Origin of the sequence: Nocardiopsis sp. LDBS0036 (genome assembly GCF_041228755.1) — a bacterium.
Classification (GTDB): Bacteria; Actinomycetota; Actinomycetes; order Streptosporangiales; family Streptosporangiaceae; genus Nocardiopsis; species Nocardiopsis dassonvillei.
Map to the genome: position 1 here is coordinate 1,424,373 of NZ_CP141103.1, position 23,281 is coordinate 1,447,653.

Sequence of the window (23,281 nt, forward strand, 5' to 3'; positions counted from 1 at the left end):
GGATTGCCTGTCTGGTCGAGGGCCGCCTCGTGGGCGGACCCGGGACACGAACGGGAAAAAGCTATCCATGTGCTCACATAAGCCACAAGGTTCGCTTTTCTCCATCAAGGCGCACACATGTACTGACCTCACCCCAAACGCGGATGACCGCTTGTGGACACCCGCCACCGGCCCCGCCACCACGCGAGGGGGCCGGGACCGCCCTCGCGGTCCCGGCCCCGTAGCCGCCCCGACCCGGCGGCTAGCCGCGCGGGGGCAGCGTGCGGCTGCGGCCCCGGAACTCGGCGACGACCTCCTCGCCCCGGCGGACCGTGACGTCGTACAGGCCGCTGCGGCCGAACAGCGCCCGCTCCCGGGCGGTGGCCACCAGCACGTCACCCTCCTTCGCCGGGGCCACGAAGGTCACGTCCGCCCCCGAGGCCACGGTCACCCCTCCCCCGTCCACGTTGCACGCGCACGCGAACGCGGTGTCGGCCAGGGTGAACACGAACCCGCCGTGGGCGATCCCGTGCCCGTTGAGCATCAGCGGCCCCACGGTCATCTCCACGACCGCCAGTCCGTCGCTGGCCTCGACCAGGCGCATCCCCAGGTTCTTGGACGCCATGTCCGCCTCGAACATCCGCCAGGCGGTCTCGTTGCGCGCGCTCACGCGTCGTAGTCCACGGTCACGGCGTCGCTCTCGGGCAACGCCTGGCACGACAGCGCGTACCCCGCCGCCACCTCGGCCTCGGTGAGCGCGTAGTTGCGCAGCATCCGCACCTCGCCCTCGCACACCTTCACCCGGCAGGTGCCGCACACCCCGCCCTTGCAGGCGAAGGGCAGGTCCGGCCGGTAGCGCTGCGCGGCGTCCAGCACGGGCACCCCGCGCGGCAGCGTCAGGGTGGTGGTGCGCCCGTCCAGCACGAGGGTCACCTCGCTGGCGGGCCCCTCCACGCCGGGCTCCTCGTGGCGCGCCTGGGGCGGCGGCTCGGCGCCCTCCACGAAGAACAGCTCCTGGTGGATCCGCTCCCCCGGCACGCCCCGGCCCGTGAGCACCTCCTGGGCGTCGGTGACCATGCCGTACGGTCCGCACAGCCACCAGTGGTCGACGGCGTCGGCGGCCACGACCGTGTCCAGCAGCGCCTCCAGCTTGGCGCCGTCCAGGCGCCCGGTGAACAGCTCGGCCTCGCGCGGCTCGCGGGAGAGCACGTGCACCAGCTCGAAGCGCGTTCCGAACGCGTCCTTGAGGTCGGCGATCTCGTCGGCGAACATCACCGTGTCGCTGCGGCGGTTGCCGTAGAGCAGGGTGACGCGCGAGTCGGTGCGGCGCAGCAGCGAGGAGGCCATGGACAGCACCGGGGTGATGCCCGAACCGGCGGCGACCATCACGTGGCGGGCCGCGGTGTCCAGGTCGGGGACGAAGCGGCCGGTGGGCGCGCCCACCTCCACCTCGTCGCCGGGGCGCACCTCGTTGACCAGCCAGTTGGAGAACAGGCCGCCCGAGACCAGGCGCACGCCCACACGGGGCGCCTGGCCGACGGGGGCGCACACGGAGTAGCTGCGGCGCTCCTCCACGCCGTCCACCTCGCGGCGCAGGGTCAGCGACTGCCCGGGGGCGAACGCGTACTCCTCGGCCAGGTGGTCGGGGACGTCGAAGGTGACGGCGACGGCGTCGTCGCACAGGCGCTCGACGGCGGCCACGCGCAGCCGGTGGAACGCGCCCCGGCGGCGCGCGGCCGCGGGCGCGGTCTCGGTGACGGGTGTGGTCACGGTCAGATCTCCTTGACGTGCTCGAACGGTTCGCGGCAGGACCGGCAGCGGTGCAGGGACTTGCAGGAGGTCGCGCCGAAGCGGGACAGCTCCTCGGTCCGGCCGGACCCGCACAGCGGGCAGCGCGGTGCGGTACGGGTGGGCAGCAGGGTCAGCGGCACCGGCCCGGCGGCCCGCGCGGGCGCGCCGCCCGGCGGGGAGATGCCGTGCTCGGCGAGCTTGCGCCTGCCCTCGGCGGTGATCCAGTCGGTGGTCCAGGGCGGGGAGAGCTCGGTGCGCACCTCGACCCGGTCGAACCCGGCGGCGCGCACGGCGCGGTCCACGTCCGCGCGCATCTCGGCCAGGGCCGGGCAGCCCGAGTAGGTGGGGGTGATCCACACCGCGGCGGTTCCGTCGCCCTCGACCTCCACGCGGCGCAGGATGCCGAGGTCGGCCAGGGTGAGCATGGGCAGCTCGGGGTCGGTGACCGCGGCGGCGGCGCGCTCGGCGCGCTCGCGGGCCCGGTCCCGGGTGGTGGTCACCATGTCGCCTCCGGGTGCTCGCGGGCCACCTTCTGGAGTTCGTCCAGCAGGGGGGCCAGTTCGGCGGTGTGCTCTCCCCGGCGTCCGGCCAGGGCCGGTGCGGGGAAGGGCGCGGGGGCGTCCAGGGTGGCGGTGGTGAGCACCTGCGCCAGGACGGCGTGCACCTCCTCGCGCACGGTGGCCGGGTCCACACCCACGCCCTGCTGAGCCATGCGGGCCTCGACGGGGTGGGTGGCGAACAGCTCGCCGGTGAGTGGCCACACCTCGGCGACGGCGGCGGTCATGCGCTCGCGGGAGTAGGGGGTGCCGTCGCCCAGGCGCAGGGCCCAGGAGACCGCGTACTCGCGGTGGTAGGCCAGCTCGTTGACCGCCTTGGCCGCGACGGCGGCCAGCACGGGGTCGCGGCTGTCGGCCAGGCGGGCGAACACGGCCAGGCGGGCGCTGGAGAGCGTCAGCAGGGTGACGACGGCGCGGGCGAAGTCGCCGCGGGGCGCCTCGGCCAGGCGGACGTTGCGGAACTCGGCGGGACCGCGCCGGTAGGCGAAGGCGTCCTCGTCGCGTCCGGTGCCGTCGGCCTGTCCGGCGCGGGCCAGCAGCAGGCGGGCCTGTCCGAGCAGGTCCAGGGCGATGTTGGCCAGCGCGACCTCCTCCTCCAGCTCGGGGGCGTCGGTCACCCAGTGGACGAGCCGCTGGGCCTGGATGAGCGCGTCGTCGCCGAGCATCTGGCAGTACAGCGCCAGGTCGGCCCCGTCGACCCCCTCGGGCAGGGTGGTGTCCACCCCGGCGAGGGCGTCGGTGAAGCCGGTGCCGAAGGCCCAGCGGGTGTCGCCGCCGTGCTCCTCGCTCAGGGCCGAGTAGATGTGGTCGCCGCTCAATGTCTTTTCCTTTGGCCTCGTGTGCGCCGGTCGTGCCGCCGCCCTAGATGTGCGGGACGTCCTCGGGGATGGGGTAGAACGTCGGGTGGCGGTAGACCTTGTCCCCGCTGGGCGCGAAGTAGGGGTCCTTCTCGTCGGGGCTGGAGGCGGCGATGTGCTCGGCGCGCACCACCCAGATGCTCACGCCCTCGTTGCGGCGGGTGTAGAGGTTGCGGGCGTTGTGCAGGGCCATGTGGTCGTCGGGGGCGTGCAGCGAGCCCACGTGGACGTGGTTGAGGCCGCGCTTGCCGCGCACGAAGACCTCGTAGAGCGGCCACTCGGGGCGGGCCGCCCCGGAACCGGCCGTGTTGTCGTCGCTCATACCGCGGCCTCCTCGGCGCTGGTGTGCTTGCGGGCGTAGGCGGTGGCGGCCTCGCGCACCCACGCGCCCTTCTCGTGGGCGGCCCGGCGGCGCTGGACGCGCTCGGCGTTCTTGGGTCCGGCGCCGGAGATGACCTGCTTGAACTCCACCCAGTCGGGTTCGCCGAAGTCGTGGTGGCCGCGCTCGGCGTTCCAGACCAGCTCGGGGTCGGGCAGGGTGACGCCGAGTTTCTCGGCCTGGGGGACGGTCATGTCCACGAACTTCTGGCGCAGGTCGTCGTTGGTGTCGCGCTTGATGCCCCAGGCCATGGACTGCTGTGTGTTGGGCGAGTCGGCGTCGGGCGGGCCGAACATCATCAGCGACGGCCACCACCAGCGGTCGACGGCGTCCTGGACCATCGCCCGCTGCTGGGGGGTGCCCTCCATCATGCGCATGAGCAGTTCGTAGCCCTGGCGCTGGTGGAAGGACTCCTCCTTGCAGATGCGCACCATGGCGCGGGCGTAGGGGCCGAAGGAGCTGCGGCACAGCGGGACCTGGTTGCAGATCGCGGCGCCGTCCACGAGCCAGCCGATGACGCCCACGTCGGCGAAGGTCAGCGACGGGTAGTTGAAGATCGAGGAGTACTTCTGGCGCCCCTCGATGAGGCGCTCGGTCAGGTCGGCGCGATCCACGCCCAGGGTCTCGGCGGCGGCGTACAGGTACAGCCCGTGCCCGGCCTCGTCCTGGACCTTGGCCAGCAGGATGGCCTTGCGCCGCAGGCTGGGCGCGGAGGCGATCCAGTCTCCCTCGGGCTGCATGCCGATGATCTCCGAGTGCGCGTGCTGGGAGACCTGGCGCACGAGCGTCCTGCGGTAGCCCTCGGGCATCCAGTCGCGCGGCTCGATGCGCTGGTCGGCGGCGATCCTGGCGTCGAACTCGGCCTGGAGGAGGTCGGCGTCGGGGGACGCCTCCCGGACCGTCTGGGTGCTCACTGGTTTCTCACCTCATTCATAACCGAACGTTCGGTCAGTAATTAGTATCCCCGGATTCCCCCGCCCGGGCAAGTCCGCCGGGCGGGGAAACCGCCAGCTCAGCTCCCGGAGAAGATCGGCTTCTCCTTGGCCAGGAACGCGCGGACCGCTCCGACGTGGTCGGCGGTCTGTCCCAGCTGGTTCTGGAGGTCGGCCTCCTCCTCCAGCAGTTCGGGCAGCTCGCGCCCGCCCACGGCGGCCGAGCGCACCTCCCGCTTGGCCGCCACGAACGCGCTGGTGGGCCCGGAGGCCAGACCCGCGGCCACGGCGTGGGCGCGCGCCTCCCAGGCGTCGTCGTCCACGACCTCGGTGACCAGGCCCAGCTCCAGGGCGCGCTCGGCGCCCACGACCGTGCCCAGCAGCATCAGCTCCATGGCCCGGGCCTGGCCCAGCGAGGCCACCAGGCGGGAGGCCAGCCCGGAGTCCGAGGCCAGGCCGATGCCGGTGAAGGCGGTGCCGAACTTGGCCCGGCGGGCCGCGATCCGCACGTCCCCGGCCAGGGCGAAACCCAGTCCCGCGCCCACGCAGGCGCCGCCGATGCCGACCACGACCGGCACCTGGACGTCCTCCAGGGCCAGCACGATGCGGTTGTAGTGCTCGCGCACGGTGTCCAGCGCGTCCTGGGGGCGCTCCTCCAGGATCCGCGCGTGCTCGGCCAGGTCCTGGCCCACGCAGAAGGCCTTGTCCGAGCCCAGCAGCAGCACCGCGCGGGCGGTGGTGGACCCCGCCGCCCGACGCAGCGCCGCCAGCAGTTCCTCCTTGACCCGCCGGGTCAGGGCGGGCGTGTTCAGCCGTACCGTGGCCAGCCCGTCGGCCTCGGTGAACTCCGCCGCCGCCTGTCCGGCCGCCGTGTCCTCGCTCAACGCTCTACTCTCCCTCGTCCCAGGTGTGGAAGCCCCGTCCGCTCTTGCGGCCCAGCCTTCCCTCGGCGACCATACGGCGCAGCAGCTCCGGAGGCGCGAACCGGTCCCCCAGTTCGGCGGCCAGGTACTCGGCGATGGCCAGGCGCACGTCCAGGCCCACCAGGTCGGTCAGGCGCAGCGGCCCCATGGGGTGGCGGTAGCCCAGCTCCATGGCGGTGTCGATGTCGGCGGGCGAGGCCACACCCTCCTCGACCATGCGGATGGCCTCCAGCCCCAGCATGACGCCCAGGCGGCTGGTGGCGAACCCGGGCGCGTCGCGGACCACGACCTCGGTCTTGCCCAGGGCGGCGACCCAGGCGCGCGCCGAGGTCAGGACGGCCTCGTCGGTCTCGGGGGCCACGACCAGCTCCACGAGCTTGGAGGCGGGGACGGGGTTGAAGAAGTGGGTGCCCAGGAAGCGCGCGGGGCGTTGGAGGGCGGCGGCCAGCTCGGTGACCGACAGCGAACTGGTGTTGGAGGCCAGGACGGTGTCCTCGCCCACGGCGGCCTCGGCGGCGGTGAGCACGGCGATCTTCAGTTCGGGCCGCTCCGGCACGGCCTCCACGACCAGCCCGGCGTCGGCCGGGATGTCGGCGGGGGTGGTGACCGTGCGCAGCCGGGCCAGGTAGGCGGCCGGTTCGGCGTCGATCTTCCCGCGCCGGCGGGCTCTGTCCAGCCCGGCCGCCACGCGGGCGCGACCGGCCTCGGCGGCCTCGGCGGTGGCCTCGACCAGCACCACGTCGGCGCCGCGGGTGAGGAACTGCTGGACGATCCCGGCGCCCATGGTGCCGCCGCCGACGACGGCGACGGTGGCGGGAACGCCCGGCGCGGCGCCGCCCCCCTGCTCGGTGGTGCTCAACGCTTCTTCCTCTCCAGGAAACGGGTCATGCGCTCGTGCTTGTCGGCGCTCTCGAACAGCACGGCCTGCGTCAGGTCGTCGGCGAGCGGGTGGGGGCCGTCGGCGTCCAGGACCATCTTGGTCATGCGCAGGGCCAGCGCGGAGGAGGCGGCCATGCGGTCGATCAGGGCGTGGGCGCGTTCGCGCAACTCCCCGGAGGGCACGATCTCGGCGACCAGGCCGTGGCGCAGCGCGGCCTCGGCGTCCAGGCGGTAGCCGCCCAGCAGCACCTGCTTGGCCACCGAGGCGCCGACCAGCTCCCGCAGCCGCCAGCACGCGCCCGCCCCCGCGATGATGCCCAGACCCGGCTCGGGCTGGGCGAACACGGCGGTGGGGGTGGCGATGCGGATGTCGCAGGCGTAGGACAGCTCGGCGCCGCCGCCCAGGGCGTAGCCGTCCACGGCCGCCACGGTGGGCGCACGGAGGCGGTGCAGGCGTTCGAACAGGCGGCTGTTGATCCCGGCCAGCGCCTCCTCGCGGCCGCGTTCGCGCAGTTCGGAGATGTCGGCGCCGCCCGCGAACACGGTGCCGTGCCCGGTCAGGAGCAGCGGCCTGGGCTCGGCCTCGATCCGCTCGCACACCCGGTGCAGTTCGGCGATCATCGTCGCGTTGATGGCGTTGCGGGCCTCGGGGCGGTGGAGCTGGACCACCACGCGGTCCTCGCGCCACTCCACGTCCAGGGTGGTGAAGTCCCCGTCGGCCCGGTGCGCGGTGCCGTCGCTCGCGCTCACGGGCGCTCCACCAGCAGTGCGACGCCCTGGCCCACACCCACGCACAGGGTGGCCAGGCCGCGGGCGGCGTCCTCGCGCTCCATGCGGTTGAGCAGGGTGACCAGGATGCGGGCGCCGGAGCTGCCCAGCGGGTGGCCCAGCGCGATGGCGCCGCCGTCGGCGTTGACGCGCTCCTCCTCCAGCTTGAGCTGGCGCATCACGGCCAGGGACTGGGCGGCGAAGGCCTCGTTGAGCTCCACGGCGCCGACCCCGTCCAGGTCCCACCCGGCGCGGCCGAGCACCTTGCGGGTGGCCGGGACCGGACCCAGGCCCATGACCTGCGGGTCCACCCCGGCCGAGGCGGAGGCGACCACGCGGGCGCGGGGGGTCAGGCCGTAGCGGCGCACGGCCTCGGCGCCGGCCAGCACCAGCGCGGAGGCGCCGTCGGAGAGGGAGGAGGAGTTGCCCGCGGTGACGATGCCGCCCTCGCGGAAGACCGGGCGCAGCCCGGCCAGGCTCTCCATGCTGGAGCCGGGGCGCGGGCCCTCGTCGGCGGTGACCTCGCTGGTCTGGCCCTTGCGTCCGCGCACGGTGACGGGGACGGTCTCGGCGTCGAAGCGGCCCGCCTCGGCGGCGGCGACCGCGCGCTCGTGGCTGCGCAGCGCGAAGGCGTCGCACTCCTCGCGGGTGAGCCCCTCCAGGAGCGCGACCTCCTCGGCGGTCTCGCCCATGGACAGGGTGTAGCGCAGATCGTCGGGGCCCGCGTCGACGGGCGCCTCGGCGTCGGCCGCGGCGAAGCGCGGGTTGGTGAAACGCCAGCCCAGGGAGGTGTCGGCGACCTCGCCCGGCTTGGCCCAGGGGGTTCCGGGCTTGGCCATCACCCAGGGGGCCCGGGTCATGGACTCCACGCCGCCCGCGACCACCACGTCGGCCTCGCCCGCGCGGATGGCCTGCGCGGCGGAGGCGACGGCGGTCAGGCCGCTGGCGCACAGCCGGTTGACGGTGTAGCCGGGCACGCTCGGGTCGAGTCCGGCCAGCAGCGCCGCCATGCGCGCGACGTTGCGGTTGTCCTCGCCGGCCTGGTTGGCGGCGCCCAGGATGACCTCGTCCACGGCCTCGCCGGGCACGCCCGCGCGGCGGACCGCCTCGGCCACGGCCGTGGCGGCCAGGTCGTCGGGGCGCACCGCTGCCAGGGCGCCGCCGTAGCGGCCCTGCGGGGTCCGCACCCCGTCGACCAAGTAGACCTCGCTCACGTGCGGCCTCCCGTGCTAAAGACGGTGGTCGGGGCCACCGTCGCCTGTGAAATCATCGACATTTCTCCTTGACACCGCTGCCTGGAGACTGCGTTAATGCATTAGTAACCGAACGTTCGGTCAGTAAGCAAGTCGGTCCGATCCGCGACGGACCGCACCGCCACGAGATCAGCGCGCCCGCCCGCCCACCCCACCCAGGCGCCCACGTCCTGGCGGGTCCCGCGCACAGTACACGGAGAGGCCCATGGCAAGCCACGACACCACCACGCTGCCGGCCGGAGCCACCGCCCGCCTGGGACAGGCGCCCGCACCCGAGATCCTGGACCCGGCCGAGCGCATGAGTGTCGACGAGCTTCGCGCCCTGCAGCTCAAGCGCCTCCGGTGGACCCTGGAGCACGCCTACGCCAACGTGCCCCTGTACCGCCGCAAGTTCGACGAGGCCGGGGTGCGCCCCGAGGACCTGCGCGAACTGGCGGACCTGCGCCACTTCCCGCACACCACCAAGGCCGACCTGCGCGACAACTACCCCTTCGGGATGTTCGCCGTCCCCCAGGACAGGGTCAGCCGCATCCACGCCTCCAGCGGGACCACCGGCCGCCCCACCGTCGTGGGCTACACCCGCGAGGACATCGACACCTGGGCCGAGGTGGTGGCCCGCTCCATCCGCGCCGCGGGCGGACGCCCCGGGCACAAGGTGCACGTCTCCTACGGCTACGGGCTCTTCACCGGCGGGCTGGGCGCCCACTACGGCGCCGAGAGGCTCGGCTGCACGGTCATCCCCGCCTCGGGCGGGCAGACGGCCAAGCAGGTGCAGCTCATCCAGGACTTCGAGCCCGACATCATCATGGTCACCCCCAGCTACATGCTGACACTGATGGACGAGTTCGAGCATCAGGGAATCGACCCGCGTACGACCTCGCTCAAGGTCGGCATCTTCGGCGCCGAGCCCTGGACCGAGAAGATGCGCACCGAGATCGAGGAGCGCTTCGACATCCACGCCGTGGACATCTACGGCCTGTCCGAGGTCATGGGTCCGGGCGTGGCCAACGAGTGCGTGGAGACCAAGGACGGCCTGCACGTGTGGGAGGACCACTTCTACCCCGAGGTGCTCGACCCCGTCACCCAGGACGTGCTGCCCGACGGGTCCAACGGCGAACTGGTCTTCACCTCGCTGACCAAGCAGGCCATGCCGGTGATCCGCTACCGCACCCGCGACCTGACCGCGCTGCGCCCGGGCACGGCCCGGCCCATGCGGCGCATGGACAAGGTGACCGGCCGCAGCGACGACATGATCATCCTGCGCGGCGTGAACGTCTTCCCGACCCAGATCGAGGAGATCGTGCTGGGCCTGGACGGGCTGGCCCCGCACTTCCAGCTGGTGCTGACCAAGGAGGGGCGCCTGGACCGCATGGCGGTGCGCATCGAGGCGGCCCCGGACTGCACCGCCGAGCGGCGCGTGGCCCTGAGTGAGCAGATCGTGGCGACGGTCAAGGACAGGGTCGGCGTGAGCGTGACCGTGGACGTGGTCGACCCCGAACAGATCGAGCGCTCGGTGGGCAAGTTCCGCCGCATCATCGACCAGCGTCCCAAGGAGTGACGGGACGCGAATGACGCACGGCCGCCGCGGGGCGGATGGGAGGACTCCGCGGCGGCCGTGTCGTGTGCGGCGAGGAGTCGGGGCGGGTCGCCCGGCGGGCGGGAACGGGCGGAGGCGCTGCGCGGGGCGGGATGTCGCACCGCCCTGGCAGAGTGTCGCCCATGCCCGTGACGCACCCGTTGACCTTCCCCCGCCCACGGGCGTTTCGGGCTCAGCGTCATCCCGAGAGGCCAGACGGTGCGGCTGGACGAGCCCGGGAGGGTGTTCACCGCCGGGGGCGAGGCCTGAGCTCCGGGGCGGGGCGGCCCCTCAGGAGGCGTCGGCGCGTCCGTGCAGCAGGCAGAACTCGTTGCCCTCGGGGTCGGCGAGCACCGTCCACCGGGCGTCCTCGGGCTGCCCCACGTCCACCTTCACCGCGCCCAGCCTCAGCAGCCTCTCCAGTTCCTGGGCCACCGTCAGTCCGCCGGTGACGCGCAGGTCCAGGTGCAGGCGGTTCTTGACGCTCTTGCGCTCGGGCACGGTGAACACGTCGACCCCCAGGTCCGCCCCCTCGTGCGGAGCGAGGCTGAACCCGTCCTCGGCCTCCTCCACGATCGGCCAGTCCAGCACACGGCTCCAGAACGCGGCCACGGTCTCGGCGTCGACCGCGTCGATGGCGATCACACAGATACGGCTTCCCATACCCGCACCCTACGGGTGACCGCCGACAACCCGCCCGGAGGCGGCTAACCCGCGCGGCCGTCCTCCAGGCGCGCGTCGCGCACCGCGTTGGCGACGAGCACCCGGTTCGGCGCGTCCAGCTTGGCCATCACCCGGCCGACGACCGCCTTGACGTTGCTGACGCTCATGAACAGGTCCTCGGCGATCTCGGTGTTGGACAGGCCCCGGCTCACGGCCAGGGCCACCTCGCGCTCGCGCTCGGAGAGCGCGGACAGGCGTTCGCGGGCCCGGTCTCGCGCCTCGTCGTCCCCGCCGCCGACGGCCAGGCCGATGAGGCGGCGGGTGGCCGCGTCGGCCAGGTGCGGGCGCCGCCGGTGGACCGCGAGGACGCCCTCGACGAGTTCGTCCGGGGGCGCGTCCTTGAGCAGGAACCCGCTCGCGCCCGCGCGCAGGGCGCGCACCAGCGCCCGGTCGGAGTCCAGGGTGGTGAGCACGAGCACGGGCGGCGCTCCGGGAGCGCTCCGGATGCGCTCGGTCGCGGCCACCCCGTCGGTCCCGGGCATGCGCAGGTCCATCAGGACCACGTCGGGGGCGTGCTCGGCGACGACCCGCACCGCCTCGTCGCCGTCGCCGGCCTCCGCGACCACCTCGACCGCGCCGCCTCCCAGGAGCAGGCGCAGGCCGCGCCGGACCATCGGGTCGTCGTCGACGACCACCACTCGTACGGGTTCGCTCACGGCGACCATGGTAGGCGCACCCTCAGTTCGAAGTGGTCCCCCGTCCGCCCCCAGAGCAGGGAGCCGCCGCAGATGGCGGCGCGTTCGGCCAGTCCCACGAGTCCGACGCCGGCCCCCGCGTCCGGATCACGCTCCCCGGGGTCGGCGGTGTCCGGACGCCGGCGCACGGGGTTGCGGACCTCGATGAGGACCGCGTCGGTTCCCTCCGCGACGACGCGCACGCGCACCGGCCCGGGTGCGCCGTGTTTGCGGGCGTTGGTGAGGGCCTCCTGGACGATGCGGTAGGCGTGGCGGCCGGTGTTGGCGGGGGCCGGGAGGCGTCCGCTCACCTCGTCGTGCACCTCCAGCCGCATTCCGGCCCTGCGGTTCTCCTCCAGGAGCCGCCCGAGCCCGTCGAAGGTGGGCTGGGGCCGGTCCGCGTCCTCGTCCTGGCCCGAACGCAGGTCGGACAGGATGCCGCGGACCTCCGCCAGTGACTGGCGGGTGTTGGTGAGGATCTCCTCGGCCAGGGCGTCGCGGTCGGCGGCGGCCAGGTCGGGGCGGTGGGTGAGCGCGGAGGCGTTCAGCGAGATGAGCGTGAGCCGGTGCGCGAGGACGTCGTGCATCTCCCGGGCGATGCGGTCGCGCTCCTCCATCCTGGCGTTCTCCACCCGGAAGCGCTGCTCCCGCTCGGCGTCCAGCGCCCGTTCCCGCAGCACGCGGACCAGGTCGGCGCGGGCGCCCCGGTAGGCCGAGGACGCGGCCAGGGCGGCGACGGCAGCGGCCACGAGCAGCAGTTCGATCCACAGGGGCCGGATCGGCTCCACCGGGGTCCAGGGGTTGTGCAGGCCCGCGGCCAGGGCGGCGGCCAGGATCCCGCACAGGGGCGCGGCCGTCCGCCACCGCCTGCCCGACGCCTCGCGGGCGGCCACGAGCGCGGCCAGCCCGACGGAGGCGGTGGACACGGCCGGTGCCGCCGCGACCAGCCACCGGCCCCAGCCGCGAGCCGTCCACCAGCGGCTCGCCGTGACGAGCACCGCCCCCAGCACGGCGTCGGCCGCCAGCAGGGGCCAGGGAACGGTGATCATGTTGCCGAGGTGGGAGTCGACGGCCGCGAGGGCGACGAACACCACGGTCGACCAGGGGAGGACGTTGCCGAGAATCCGCACGGCCCCACCGTATAACCGCTGTTCACCGGGGCCTCCCGGGACGGAGCCCCCACCGCGGGAGGGGTACCGGGGCCGGTCCGCGACGGTACCTCGGGCCACCCCGGCGAGACCTTCGGCCACCCCGCCGCGCCCCGGGTCCACGCTCCCCCCGGTCCCCGGCCACCCCGCCGGGGCCCCGCGCACCGGACCCGGCACCCGGGACACTGCCGCCCTCCGGGGCCCCTGCCTAGCGTGGTCGGTGCCGCCCGGGAACACGTCCCGGGCACGTCCACGACGACAAGGAGTCGCATGTCAGCGGTGCTCTTGGTCGCGTCGATGATCGCGTTCGCGGGCGCGGTCACCATCGCGGCGGCCCGTTTCCTCTCACCCGGCGGGACGGAGAAGGGGGCGTACGTCCTCCCCGGCGTCCTCCTCCTCGTCTACGCCGTCCTCTTCGGCCTGTGGATCGTGGTCCCGTGAGCCTGATCGACATCCGCGACGTCTCCATGGCCCACGGCCGCCACCGCGTCCTGCACGGGATCGACCTGCGGGTCGAACCCGGGCGGGTCTACGGGCTGCTCGGCCCCAACGGCTCGGGCAAGACCACCCTGCTCAAGTCGGTGCTGGGCGCCAACGACCACACCGGCGCCATCGAGCGCGCGCCGGGCCTGCGCGTGGGCCGCCTGATCGAGTACCCCGCGTTCTACGGCGGCCTGACCCTGCGGGAGAACCTGGAGCTGCACGCCCGCTACCTGCGCACGCCCCTGGACGAGGTCCCCGGCCTGCTGGCGGAGGTCGGCCTGGGCCAGCTGGCGGACCTGCGCTTCTCGCGCACCTCCCTGGGCATGAGGCAGCGGCTCGGCATCGCCCGGGCGCTCCTGGGCGAACCCGGGCTGGTGCTGCTGGACGAGCCCACCAACGGCCTCGACCCCATCGGCATCCGCGACATCAGGGAGCTGGTCCGGGCCGTCCAGCGCGAACGGGGCACGAGCATGATCGTCTCCAGCCACAACCTGACCGAGATCGCCTCCCTGGCCGACCACCTGCTGTTCATGAGAGCGGGCCGGATCGTGCGGCGCATGGACGCCGACGAGGTCGAGGGCGACCTTGAGGACCTGTACGCGACGGTCCTGGGGGAGGACGCATGAGGACGCTGCTGGCCAACGAACTCCGCAAGATCCGCCGGGAGCGCTTCGTCTGGGCCGTCCTCGTGCTCAACGTCGTCCCGCTGGCGATGGTGGTCGTCGACTACGCCGTGAACGGCGGGGAGCCCACCCTGGAGCGGTTCTACTTCACCTTCCACAACCAGTACACGATGGTCCTGCCCCTGGTGGTGTGCGCGACCGTCGCGGCCTGCTTCCACACCGAGTTCCGCAACGGCACCTACTTCGAGTGGCTCACCTGCGGCCGCTCCAAGCCCGCGCTGTGGGCCGCGAAGCTGGCCGTCGCGTGCGCGCTGGTGGCGGTGATGGCGGCGGTGAACCACGTGGGGCTGGTGGTGTTCCTGCTGATGGAGAACCCCGGAGCCGGGATCGGGCGGATGAGCGCCGCCTACTGGCTGCTGGTCGGCGTGTGCGTCGCCCCGGTGGCGCTGCTGTGCGCCCTGCTGACGCTGGTGACCCGCAACGTCGTCATCGTGAACGTGTTCGGGATCGGCCTGACCGTGGCCACGCTGGTGTTCATGGCCGCCGACTTCTCGTACGTGGTCCCGACCTGCTTCGCCTACCGGCTCAGCGTGGGCGTGGTCGTGCCCGACGCGGCCTACCCCGACCTCGGACAGGCGCTCGCGGTCGGCTGGACGGTGACGGCGTTGTCCCTGCTGCTGCCGCTGGCGGCCAACCTGCTGGTCATCACCCGGCGCCGCTACCTGCACTGACCCACCCCTCCCCCGACGGGGGTGGCGGTCCCGGCCGGGCGCCCGCGCCCGGCCGGGGCCCGCGGTCAGCTCGCCGCGGCGGCCCGCACGAGGACGTCGTAGCCGTCGGTGGTGCGCTCCAGGTCCGCTCCGAGCGAGCGCACCCACGCGTCGAGCCGGGCCTGGACCGCGGGGCCGTCGCGGTCGTCGTCCACGGTCAGCTCGACCTCCAGGAACACGCCCACACCGCGCAACTCGTCCACGCACACGGTGATCGCGCCCGCCCGGCCGACCCGGCGGGTCTTGACGATGCGCAGGGCCGGGACGTAGCCGAACTGGAGGAGGACCCGGTGCATCTGATCACGGTCGGCGACGGCGGTCTCGTGCTCCACGTACTCCAGGGGGTTGGCGGCCGGGGTCTTGGCGGTGAGGACGTGCTCGCCGCCCTGGGTGCGCAGCCGGGCGAAGGCGCGTCCCGCCTTGGGCATGCCGAACTCCCACCCGGGCGGGGCGTAGGCCTGGTCGTCCTGCTCGGCGGGCGCGGAGAGGGCCACCCCGGCGGAGTCGAGGGCGGCCAGGAGCGCGGCGGGGTCGGCGACGCGGTACTTGGCCTCGATCTCACGCATGCGTGTGCTCCTGGGCAGAGTGGTACGGGAGTTGCCCAGGAGCTTACCGAGGGTGAGAGCCGCCCCGCGCGACCGCTGCCCGATTCCCCCTCCGCGACGGACCGGGAGGACAGGGGCCGCCGCGAAGGCCCAGGTCGCCGGGGTGCGCGAAATCCCCGGTCGCGTCCGGCATGCGCGACCCCCTACCGGGCAGAGGGTAAAGACAGTCCCCCTGAACGGTGTGCTCCACCCCATGTACGGGCCGGTGACACCGTCCGCGGACCGGGGGGAGCACGCCGTGTGGCGCGCGGTGCGGCGCGCCACGCCCCCTGAAGGAGTACACCGGGTGGACGAGACAGTCGGCAGGGCGGGCTCGGGAGGACGGGTCGAGGACTACCTGGCCCTGCGCCGCCACAGGTGGTGGCAGCGCGAGGCGCGAAGGCCCCAGGACGCCGTGATGGGCCGGGAGTGGACGATCGCTCCGGCGGACGAGGAGACCGGGGTCCCCGTGTCGTCGCTGGTGGTGGAGATGTCCGACCAGGAGGCGTGGTACTGGGGGTTTCGCGCTCCGGACAGCCTGCCCACGGACATGCGCTGGAGGGTGACCGTGCCCTACTCCCTGCCCGAGGGGCACCGGGGGCGGACCGCCGTGCAGGTACTGCTCACCATGGGCAACAGGGCCGAACTGGTGACACCGCTGCACCCGGCGACCGCGCCGCTGGACGTTCCGGTGGAGCGGATCGTGACGGACACCGACGTGCCCGCCGAGGAGCTGCCGGGGATGTGGCTGAGCGTGGCGCTGCTGGGCGGAGCGGACGCACAGGGGTTCCGCGCGCTCTCCTGACCGCCGCGCGCCCTCCCCGCCCCGGTTCGGCCGCACGCGCGGGCCCGCCGCCCCGCGCCGCCGGGTCGCCGGACCCGGCGGCGCGGCCGGTCAGCCCTTCAGGTCCGTGTGGCCGTCGGCGTCCACCCGGGTCCTCTGGGCGGTCCAGGCGCGGGCCTGCTCGCTGATCGTGCAGCCCAGACCCGGCCGGTCCGGAACGAGCATGCGCCCGCCCGCGGTCTCCAGCCGCTCCTCGAACAGGGGCTGGAGCCAGTCGAAGTGCTCCACCCAGGGGTCGAGTTCGTAGGCGGCGGCCAGGTGCAGGTGGATCTCCATGGCGAAGTGCGGCGCCATCCGCACCCCGGCCCCGCGCCCCTGGGCCATGACGTCCAGGAACGGGGTGATGCCCCCGACCCGCGGCGCGTCCGGCTGCATGAAGCCCACGGCCCCGGCCTGGATCAGCGCCTCGTGCTCGGCGGGGCTGGTGAGCATCTCACCGGTGGCGATGGGCGTGGCCAGCTCGCGCGCCAGGTCCGCGTGCCCCCGGACGTCGTAGGCGTCCAGCGGCTCCTCGATCCAGACCAGGTCGAACCGGTCCAGGAGGCGCCCCATGCGCGCGGCCGAGCCCCGGTTCCACTGCTGGTTGGCGTCGACCATGAGCGGGAAGTCGCCCAGTTCCTCGCGCACGGCCTCCACGCGGGCCAGGTCCACCCGGTGGTCGGGGTGGCCGACCTTGATCTTGATACCGCCGATGCCCGCGGCGCGGGCGGCCCGGGTGTTGTCCAGCACCTCCTCCAGCGGCGCGGACAGGAACCCGCCGGAGGTGTTGTAGCAGTCGACCGCGTCGCGGTGCGCGCCCAGGAGCTTGGCCAGCGGCAGCCCGGCCCGCTTGGCCTTGAGGTCCCACAGGGCGATGTCCATCGCGGCGATGGCCTGGGTGGCCAGTCCGCTGCGCCCCACCGAGGCCCCGGCCCACACCAGGCGGGTCCACAGGCGCTGGATGTCGCTGGGGTCCTCGCCGATCAGCTCGGGGGCCACCTCGCGGGCGTGGGCGTACTGGCCCGGGCCTCCGGCCCGCTTGGAGTAGGTGAAGCCGACGCCTTCGAGTCCCTGCTCGGTGGTGATCTCGGCGAAGAGCACCGACACCGAGGTGAGCGGCTTCTGGCGGCCGGTGAGCACCTTGGCGTCGCTGATGGGGGTGGACAGGGGCAGGTCGACGCGGGACAGCGTCACCGAGGCGATGGAGTCGGTGGCGGTGCCCCCCGCGGTGCCGGTGCGGGTGCCGCCCCGCGGCTCGGCGGGTGTGTTCATGGGGTCTCCGGAAGTGGGAGGGACGGGGGGTTCAGCGCACCATCGCGGGGCGTTTGGGATCGAAGGTCCAGTCGGGGACGAGGTGTCGCATGGCCGCGGCGTCGTCGCGCGCGCCCAGGCCGTGCTCCAGGTACAGCTCGTGCGCGGCGGCCAGGGCGTCGCGGTCCAGCTCCACGCCCAGGCCGGGGGCGGTGGGCACGGTGACGGCGCCGTCCTCGATCCGCAGGGGCCTGCGGGTCAGGGCCTGCCCGTCCTGCCAGATCCAGTGGGTGTCCAGGGCGGTGATGTCGCCGGGGGCGGCGGCTCCCACGTGGGTGAACATCGCCAGGGAGATGTCGAAGTGGTTGTTGGAGTGCGAGCCCCAGGTCAGACCGAAGTCCTCGCACAGCTGTGCCACGCGCACCGAGCCGCGCATGGTCCAGAAGTGCGGGTCGGCCAGCGGGATGTCCACCGCGTTGACGCGCACGCTGTGCGCCATCTGGCGCCAGTCGGTGGCGATCATGTTGGTGGCGGTGCGCAGGCCGGTGGCCCGCCGGAACTCCGCCATGACCTCGCGCGCGGAGTAGCCGCCCTCGGCGCCGCAGGGGTCCTCGGCGTAGGCCAGGACGCCGTGCAGGCCGGAGCAGAGCGCGGTCGCCTCGGCCAGCGACCAGGCGCCGTTGGGGTCGATGGTGACGCGGGCGTCGGGGAAGCGCGCGGCCAGGGCGCGGACCGCCGCGGCCTCCTCCTCGCCCGCCAGCACCCCGCCCTTGAGCTTGAAGTCGCGAAAGCCGTAGCGGCTCCGGGCCGCCTCGGCCAGGGCGACGACGGCCTCGGGGGTGAGCGCGGGCTCGGTGCGCAGGCGCTCCCAGTCGTCGGCGGGGTCCTTGGCCTCGGGGTAGGGCAGCGGTGTGCGGTCGCGGTCGCCGACGTAGAACAGGTAGCCCAGCATGGGCACCCGCTCGCGTCGGCGGCCCTCGCCGAGCAGGTCGCAGACGGGCACGCCCAGGTGCTGGCCCAGCAGGTCGAGCAGGGCCGACTCCAGGGCGGTGACCGCGTGCACGGTGGTGCGCAGGTCGAAGGTCTGCTCGCCCCGCCCGCCCCGGTCGCGGTCGGCGAAGGCGTCCTGGACGCGGCGCAGGAGGGGGTTGAGCTCGGCGACGGGGCGTCCGACGAGCAGTTCGGCGGCGTCGGCGATGGTGGCGCGGATGGGCTCGCCGCCGGGGACCTCGCCCAGGCCGGTGCGCCCCTCGCTGTCGGTGAGGATGGCGATGTTGCGGGTGAAGAAGGGGCCGTGGGCGCCGCTGAGGTTGAGCAGCATGCTGTCGCGTCCGGCCACCGGCACCACGTCGACGGAGGCGATGGTGGGCGTGCTCATGCGGGGTCTCCTCCGGGCACGACGGTGCCCTCGACTCGTCGGTTCAGCCGCCAGGGGTTGTCCTGGCGCAGTGCGGGCGGCAGCAGGGCGTCGGGCATGTCCTGGTAGCTGACCGGCCGCAGGAACCGGTGCAGGGCCAGGCTGCCCACCGAGGTGCCCCGGCCGTCGGAGGTGGCGGGGAAGGGGCCGCCGTGGACCATCGCGTGGGTCACCTCCACCCCAGTGGGCCAGCCCCCGAACAGGACGCGGCCCGCGCGGCGCTCCAGCACCGGCAGCAGGGCGCGCGCCGCCGCCAGGTCGTCGGCGTCGCCGGTGTCGGCGTGCAGGGTCGCGGTGAGCTGGCCCTCCAGCCCCTCCAGCGCGGCGGGCAGCGCGGCGGCGTCGGGGTAGCGCACCACCGTGCCCGCGGCGCCGAAGACCTCCTCGCTCAGGCGCGGGTCGGCCGTGAGGTCGGCCAGGGACACCTCGGCCAGGGCCGGGGCCGGCGCGTTGGGGCCCTCCCCCTCGCCGCCCCTGGCCCGCAGCACGACCTCCGAACGCCCCTCCAGCGCCTCCACCCCGTCGCGGAAGGCCGCGGCGATGGGCGCGGTGAGCATCGTCTGGCCGGTGGCGTCGGCCACCAGGCGCGCGGCGGCTTCCACGAACCGGTCCCCGTCCGGGGTGGAGGGGACGAACACCAGCCCGGGGTTGGTGCAGAACTGCCCCGATCCCAGGGTGAGCGAGGCGACGTAGGCCCCGGCCAGGTCCTGGGCGCCCTGCCCGGCGAGCGCGCCGGGCAGCACGAACACGGGGTTGACCGAGGACATCTCGGCGAAGACCGGGATCGGCTCGGGGCGCTCGGCCGCCACCCGCATCAGGGCCAGCCCGCCGCCCCGCGACCCGGTGAAGGCCACGGCCTTCACGCGCGGGTCGGCGACCAGCTCCTGTCCGATGCCGTTGCCCTCCCCGAACAACAGGGAGAACACGCCGCCGGGCAGGCCGCTCTCGCGCACCGCGTCGGCCACGGCGCGCCCGACCAGCGCGGCGGTGCCGGGGTGGGCGTTGTGGCCCTTGACGATCACCGGGCACCCGGCGGCCAGGGCCGCGGCCGTGTCGCCCCCGGCGGTGGAGAAGGCCAGGGGGAAGTTGCTCGCGCCGAAGACCACCACGGGGCCGACGGGGATGTGCGCCAGGCGCAGGTCGGGGCGGGGCTGGGGGGTGCGGTCGGGCAGCGCCGGGTCGATGCGGGCGCCCAGGGCGTCGCCCTGGGCCACGACGTCGGCGAACATGCGCAGCTGGCCGGTGGTGCGGGCCCGCTCCCCCGTCAGGCGCTGGCGCGGCAGGCCGCTCTCGCGCACCGCCCGGTCCACGAGCGCGTCGCCCAGGGCGTCGATGTTGTCGGCGACGCGGCGCAGGAAGTCGGCGCGCTCGGCTGGCGACTGGGCGCGGAAGGCGTCCAGGGCCTGCTCGGCGGCGCGGGTGGCCTCCTGGATCTGGCCGGAGTCCACCAGGCCCACGGGCTCGCCGAACTCCTCCCCCGTGGCGGGGTCGGTCGCGCGCAGGGTCCCGGCCCCGCCCTCGACGGGAGCGCAGGCCACCAGCGGTCCGAGGACGTCCGCGGCCGTGCCCGTGTTCGTGCCCTTCGGGTCCGGAGTGTGCTCGGCCATTCAGGCAACCTTTCCGACCAGCGCGGACAGCTCGTCGCGCTCGGCCCGGGTGAGTGCGGTCAGGGGCGGCCGGACGGGTCCGCCGTGGCGTCCCGCGGCGTCGAGCCCGGCCTTGACGATGGAGACCGCGTAGCCGCGCATGCGGTCGCGGATGTCCAGGTAGGGGATGACGAAGTCGTTGAGCTTGCGGTACACCGACTCCCTGTCGCGGGCCTGCACGTCGGCGTAGAAGCCCAGGGCGAACTCGGGCGCGAAGTTGTACATCGCCGAGGAGTAGGTGCTCACCCCCAGCTCCAGCAGCGGCAGCGCGAAGGTCTCCGCGGTGGGCAGGCCGCCGATGTAGACCAGCCGGTCGCCGACCCGGGCGTAGACGCGGGTCATCGCCTCGATGTCGCCGACGCCGTCCTTGAAACCAATGAGGTTGGGGTTGCGCTCGGCCAGCTCGGCCACGGAGCGGTCGTCGAGCACGGCGTTGGCCCGGCTGTAGACGACCACCCCCAGGTCGGTGGCCCGGCAGACCGCGCTGACGTGCTCGACCAGGCCGGGCTGCCCGGCCTCGGTGAGGTAGGGCGGCATGAGCAGGATCCCGTCCGCGCCCGCCTCCTGGGCGGCGCGGGCCTGCAGGGCGGCCGCCGCGGTGCCGCCGGTGGCCGGGGCGAGCACCGGGACCCGGCCCCCGACCTCGTCGACCGCCGTGCGCACCACGCGGTCGATCTCGGCCGGGGTGAGGGAGAAGCCCTCACCGGTGCCCCCGGCGGCGAACAGCCCGGCCACGTCGTGGCTGGCCTGCCAGGCCAGGTGCTCCCGGTAGCGCTCCTCGTCGAAGGCCAGGTCGCCGTCGAAGTGGGTCACGGGGAAGGACAGGAGCCCGGACCTGAGCCGTCCGGCCAGGTCGTCTGGGTGCATCGCGTTCACGTGTCGTCCTCGGTTCTGCGGCTCGGGCCCCGGGGGTGGCGGGCCCGCACGGTGTTGCCGCTACCGTACGGAGCGTCGTTCGATGCTGTCCAAGATTCGTTGGGCATCAACTGATACCCACCGGGTATCAGGAGCCTCCTCCGTCGGCGGCGGGCCACGCCTGGAGCACCCTCGGCACGACGGGATTGGGCGAGTCGTGGGTCCAGATGAGGTGGAGTTCGACGGGGTTCTCGGGCAGCCCCTCCAGCTCGCGGTAGGCCACCCCCGCCACGCCCAGACCGGTCGCCGAGGCGGGCACGAAGGCGACCCCGCGCCCGGCGGCGACGAGCCAGACCATCGTCATGACCTGGCTGACCGTGTGCACCACGTTCTGGTGGGCGATGGGCAGCAGGCCGACCACGAGGTCGTAGAAGTAGCGGGCCTTGATCGGCGAGTGCATGATCAGCGGCACGTCCACCAGGTCGTCGGCGGACAGCGGACCCGTGCGACGCGCCAGCGGGTGCGCCTCGGGCACCGCGACCAGCAACCGCTCGCGGAGCTGGACCCGCGACCCGAACAGGTCGGTGTCCAGGGGCGGCCTGGCCAGGCCCATGTCGATCTCACCCGAGAGCAGGGCCGCGGCCTGTTCCTTGGTGACCATCTCGAACAGCTCGACGGTGATCTCCGGCAGCTGCCTCTCCACGGAGTTGATCATGTCCCCGAGCAGGCCGTAGGAGGAGGCCGCGGTGAAGCCGATCCGCAGCGTGCCCCGCGACCCCTGGGAGATGCGCCGCGCCAGGTCCGGCGCGCTCTCGGCCAGGGACAGCAGACGCCGGGCCTCGATCAGGAAGGCCTCCCCCGCCGCGGTCAGGACCACGTGGCGCCGGTCGCGCTCCAGCAGGCGCACGCCCACGACGCGTTCGAGCTTCTGGATCTGGCGGCTGAGCGGGGGCTGGGTCATGGACAGCCGCTCCGCGGCCCGCCCGAAGTGGAGTTCCTCGGCGACGGCGACGAAACCGCGCAACTGGTCGAAAGAGAACATGATGCACGGAAGGTATCAGCTTATGCCGTATTCGACTTGGACATGCATGATCGCGTGTTCCTATGCTGCCACTCACCGAAGTACGTGACCGCGTTCACACAGAACCCTCCGACGTGTGCGGACGGCGGCCACAAGAAAGGCGGGGAACCATGACCCACATGCCGCACAGGAGCCGCGCCCGCCGGGGCGCGGCCCCGGTCCTCGCAGCGGGGCTCACCGTGTCGCTGGCGGCCTGCGGCGGGAACCTGTCCGGCGGGGGCTCCGCCGGGGGCGAGTTCCCCCGGGGGCCGATCACCGTGATGGTCGGACAGGACCCGGGCGGCAGCACCGACCTCATCGCCCGAGCGCTGGCCGACGGCGCGCAGGAGGGGCTCGGCGTCGCGCTCCCCGTGGTCAACACCCCCGGCGCCAACGGCGCCCTGGCCGCCAACGAACTCGCCTCCCAGGAGCCCGACGGCCAGAACCTGCTCGTCATCAACGCCTCCCTCACCGCGATCACCCCTCTGGCGGTCTCGGAGGAGGAGGCGGTCGACATCGCCGACTACGAGGTCGTCACCGGCGTCTCACGCGACGACTACGTGCTCGTCACCGCGGCCTCCTCCGACTACGACACCCTCCAGGACCTCGTCGACTCCGGCGACGAGGTCGACTACGGCACCACCGGGGTGGGCACCGGCAGCCAGCTGTCCCAGGCGCTGCTGTTCGAGCAGGCCGGGATCCCGGGCACCCCCGTCCCCTTCGACGGCGGCTCCCCCACCCTGACCGCCGTCCTGGGCGAGCAGGTGGACGTGGCCTCGGTCCAGCTCGGCGAGGCGATCGCCCAGATCGAGGCCGGTGAGATCACCCCCCTGGCCACCTTCGCCGAGGAGCGCAACCAGTACCTGCCCGACGTCCCCAGCGCGGTCGAGGCCGGGTACGACGTGCGGGTCTCGCAGTACCGGGCCGTGGTCGCCCCCCAGGGCACGCCCGAGGAGGTCGTGGAGCGGCTGCGCACGGCGTTCACCGAGGTCTTCGCCAGCGACGCCTACCAGGAGTTCAACGAGAACAACCTGCTCACCCCGCACGAGCTGGAGCCCGCCGAGCTGACCGAGGAGTGGTCCTCCTTCGCGCAGGAGTACGCCTCCATGGTGGAGGAGTACGGCATCGACATGGGCGAGGGCCGGTGAGCGCGCCCCGTACCCGGCGCGCGCAGGGATCCGCGTCCGCCGCAGGGGAGCCCGCCGCGAGGGAACCCACCACGCGGGGGGCCGCCGGGCGGGAGAGCGCCCGGCAGAAGGGCTCCCGGCAGGAGAGCACTGCACGAGAAGGCGGCGCGCGGGAGAGCGCGGCGCAGCGGGCCGCCGCGGAG

At 73.8% G+C, this 23,281-nt stretch carries 25 protein-coding genes; 6 read left to right on the top strand and 19 right to left on the bottom strand.

Annotated elements, in window-relative coordinates; genetic code table 11:
- Positions 1 to 241 precede the first annotated feature (241 nt).
- The 10 genes from paaI to UIS43_RS06060 all read right to left on the bottom strand — a co-directional run bounded on the left by paaI (position 242) and on the right by UIS43_RS06060 (position 8,279).
- Positions 242 to 649 carry a hydroxyphenylacetyl-CoA thioesterase PaaI gene (gene paaI / locus UIS43_RS06015; RefSeq protein WP_013153503.1) on the bottom strand — a complete coding sequence of 136 codons (408 nt, stop codon included), beginning with the start codon at positions 647 to 649 and terminating at the stop codon, positions 242 to 244.
- Positions 646 to 1,749 (bottom strand): 1,2-phenylacetyl-CoA epoxidase subunit PaaE, encoded by a 1,104-nt coding sequence (paaE, locus tag UIS43_RS06020; RefSeq protein WP_071622233.1) that lies wholly within the window; start codon positions 1,747 to 1,749, stop codon positions 646 to 648. Before paaE ends, paaI begins: the two co-directional genes overlap by 4 nt.
- A gap of 2 nt (positions 1,750 to 1,751) precedes the next feature.
- A complete protein-coding gene (gene paaD / locus UIS43_RS06025; RefSeq protein WP_370012700.1) occupies positions 1,752 to 2,273 on the bottom strand; it encodes a 1,2-phenylacetyl-CoA epoxidase subunit PaaD in 522 nt (173 codons plus the stop codon).
- On the bottom strand, positions 2,267 to 3,145 hold the full coding sequence (paaC, locus tag UIS43_RS06030) for a 1,2-phenylacetyl-CoA epoxidase subunit PaaC (RefSeq protein ID WP_013153506.1): 879 nt from the start codon (positions 3,143 to 3,145) through the stop codon (positions 2,267 to 2,269). The genes paaD and paaC overlap by 7 nt, the downstream gene beginning before the upstream one ends.
- Positions 3,146 to 3,188: 43 nt before the next feature.
- Complete coding sequence (gene paaB, locus UIS43_RS06035; protein WP_013153507.1) at positions 3,189 to 3,506, bottom strand: 1,2-phenylacetyl-CoA epoxidase subunit PaaB; 318 nt, start codon at positions 3,504 to 3,506, stop codon at positions 3,189 to 3,191.
- Positions 3,503 to 4,477 (bottom strand): 1,2-phenylacetyl-CoA epoxidase subunit PaaA, encoded by a 975-nt coding sequence (gene paaA, locus UIS43_RS06040; RefSeq protein ID WP_013153508.1) that lies wholly within the window; start codon positions 4,475 to 4,477, stop codon positions 3,503 to 3,505. The genes paaB and paaA overlap by 4 nt, the downstream gene beginning before the upstream one ends.
- A 98-nt stretch (positions 4,478 to 4,575) precedes the next feature.
- Positions 4,576 to 5,379: an enoyl-CoA hydratase/isomerase family protein gene (locus UIS43_RS06045; RefSeq protein WP_370012702.1), complete on the bottom strand. Its 804-nt coding sequence runs from the start codon at positions 5,377 to 5,379 to the stop codon at positions 4,576 to 4,578.
- 4 nt (positions 5,380 to 5,383) lie between these two features.
- Positions 5,384 to 6,277: a 3-hydroxyacyl-CoA dehydrogenase family protein gene (locus UIS43_RS06050; protein ID WP_013153510.1), complete on the bottom strand. Its 894-nt coding sequence runs from the start codon at positions 6,275 to 6,277 to the stop codon at positions 5,384 to 5,386.
- Entirely contained in the window at positions 6,274 to 7,047 is a 774-nt protein-coding gene (locus UIS43_RS06055; RefSeq protein WP_013153511.1) for an enoyl-CoA hydratase/isomerase family protein, read from the bottom strand. The genes UIS43_RS06050 and UIS43_RS06055 overlap by 4 nt, the downstream gene beginning before the upstream one ends.
- Positions 7,044 to 8,279, bottom strand: coding sequence for a thiolase family protein (locus UIS43_RS06060; protein ID WP_013153512.1), 1,236 nt, complete (start codon positions 8,277 to 8,279; stop codon positions 7,044 to 7,046). Before UIS43_RS06060 ends, UIS43_RS06055 begins: the two co-directional genes overlap by 4 nt.
- A 244-nt stretch (positions 8,280 to 8,523) precedes the next feature.
- Between UIS43_RS06060 and paaK the strand changes: the two genes are divergently transcribed.
- A complete protein-coding gene (gene paaK / locus UIS43_RS06065; protein WP_013153513.1) occupies positions 8,524 to 9,876 on the top strand; it encodes a phenylacetate--CoA ligase PaaK in 1,353 nt (450 codons plus the stop codon).
- A 309-nt stretch (positions 9,877 to 10,185) separates the two neighbouring features.
- On the opposite strand, the gene UIS43_RS06070 is transcribed toward paaK, so the two are convergent.
- Genes UIS43_RS06070 through UIS43_RS06080 form a run of 3 tightly spaced genes read right to left on the bottom strand, consistent with a single transcriptional unit; the run spans position 10,186 to position 12,421 of the window.
- Positions 10,186 to 10,557, bottom strand: a complete 372-nt coding sequence (locus UIS43_RS06070; RefSeq protein ID WP_370012706.1) for a VOC family protein — start codon at positions 10,555 to 10,557, stop codon at positions 10,186 to 10,188.
- 44 nt (positions 10,558 to 10,601) lie between these two features.
- Positions 10,602 to 11,282: a response regulator gene (locus tag UIS43_RS06075; RefSeq protein WP_370012708.1), complete on the bottom strand. Its 681-nt coding sequence runs from the start codon at positions 11,280 to 11,282 to the stop codon at positions 10,602 to 10,604.
- Positions 11,270 to 12,421 carry a sensor histidine kinase gene (locus tag UIS43_RS06080; RefSeq protein ID WP_013153517.1) on the bottom strand — a complete coding sequence of 384 codons (1,152 nt, stop codon included), beginning with the start codon at positions 12,419 to 12,421 and terminating at the stop codon, positions 11,270 to 11,272. The genes UIS43_RS06075 and UIS43_RS06080 overlap by 13 nt, the downstream gene beginning before the upstream one ends.
- Positions 12,422 to 12,709: 288 nt before the next feature.
- Here UIS43_RS06080 and UIS43_RS06085 point away from each other — a divergent pair, with 288 nt between their 5' ends.
- From UIS43_RS06085 to UIS43_RS06095, 3 genes are read left to right on the top strand one after another with little or no spacing between them, the layout of a single operon-like run.
- Positions 12,710 to 12,880, top strand: coding sequence for a hypothetical protein (locus UIS43_RS06085; protein ID WP_013153518.1), 171 nt, complete (start codon positions 12,710 to 12,712; stop codon positions 12,878 to 12,880).
- On the top strand, positions 12,877 to 13,548 hold the full coding sequence (locus UIS43_RS06090) for an ABC transporter ATP-binding protein (protein ID WP_083555275.1): 672 nt from the start codon (positions 12,877 to 12,879) through the stop codon (positions 13,546 to 13,548). Before UIS43_RS06085 ends, UIS43_RS06090 begins: the two co-directional genes overlap by 4 nt.
- Entirely contained in the window at positions 13,545 to 14,276 is a 732-nt protein-coding gene (locus tag UIS43_RS06095) for an ABC transporter permease (RefSeq protein ID WP_370012711.1), read from the top strand. The genes UIS43_RS06090 and UIS43_RS06095 overlap by 4 nt, the downstream gene beginning before the upstream one ends.
- Before the next feature lie 65 nt (positions 14,277 to 14,341).
- On the opposite strand, the gene UIS43_RS06100 is transcribed toward UIS43_RS06095, so the two are convergent.
- Positions 14,342 to 14,881 carry a class IV adenylate cyclase gene (locus tag UIS43_RS06100; RefSeq protein WP_013153521.1) on the bottom strand — a complete coding sequence of 180 codons (540 nt, stop codon included), beginning with the start codon at positions 14,879 to 14,881 and terminating at the stop codon, positions 14,342 to 14,344.
- A gap of 325 nt (positions 14,882 to 15,206) precedes the next feature.
- Between UIS43_RS06100 and UIS43_RS06105 the strand changes: the two genes are divergently transcribed.
- On the top strand, positions 15,207 to 15,704 hold the full coding sequence (locus tag UIS43_RS06105; RefSeq protein ID WP_013153522.1) for a hypothetical protein: 498 nt from the start codon (positions 15,207 to 15,209) through the stop codon (positions 15,702 to 15,704).
- Positions 15,705 to 15,794: 90 nt separating this feature from the next.
- On the opposite strand, the gene UIS43_RS06110 is transcribed toward UIS43_RS06105, so the two are convergent.
- The 5 genes from UIS43_RS06110 to UIS43_RS06130 form a co-directional block, all read right to left on the bottom strand.
- Positions 15,795 to 16,994 (bottom strand): mandelate racemase/muconate lactonizing enzyme family protein, encoded by a 1,200-nt coding sequence (locus UIS43_RS06110; RefSeq protein ID WP_071622235.1) that lies wholly within the window; start codon positions 16,992 to 16,994, stop codon positions 15,795 to 15,797.
- A gap of 31 nt (positions 16,995 to 17,025) precedes the next feature.
- Positions 17,026 to 18,351, bottom strand: coding sequence for an enolase C-terminal domain-like protein (locus UIS43_RS06115; RefSeq protein WP_358457269.1), 1,326 nt, complete (start codon positions 18,349 to 18,351; stop codon positions 17,026 to 17,028).
- On the bottom strand, positions 18,348 to 19,997 hold the full coding sequence (locus UIS43_RS06120) for an aldehyde dehydrogenase (NADP(+)) (RefSeq protein WP_013153524.1): 1,650 nt from the start codon (positions 19,995 to 19,997) through the stop codon (positions 18,348 to 18,350). The genes UIS43_RS06115 and UIS43_RS06120 overlap by 4 nt, the downstream gene beginning before the upstream one ends.
- On the bottom strand, positions 19,998 to 20,903 hold the full coding sequence (kdgD, locus tag UIS43_RS06125; RefSeq protein ID WP_041553150.1) for a 5-dehydro-4-deoxyglucarate dehydratase: 906 nt from the start codon (positions 20,901 to 20,903) through the stop codon (positions 19,998 to 20,000).
- Positions 20,904 to 21,039: 136 nt separating this feature from the next.
- Positions 21,040 to 21,933: a LysR family transcriptional regulator gene (locus UIS43_RS06130; RefSeq protein ID WP_013153526.1), complete on the bottom strand. Its 894-nt coding sequence runs from the start codon at positions 21,931 to 21,933 to the stop codon at positions 21,040 to 21,042.
- Between the two features lie 158 nt (positions 21,934 to 22,091).
- Between UIS43_RS06130 and UIS43_RS06135 the strand changes: the two genes are divergently transcribed.
- Complete coding sequence (locus UIS43_RS06135; RefSeq protein ID WP_041552736.1) at positions 22,092 to 23,099, top strand: tripartite tricarboxylate transporter substrate binding protein; 1,008 nt, start codon at positions 22,092 to 22,094, stop codon at positions 23,097 to 23,099.
- Positions 23,100 to 23,281: the final 182 nt, after the last annotated feature.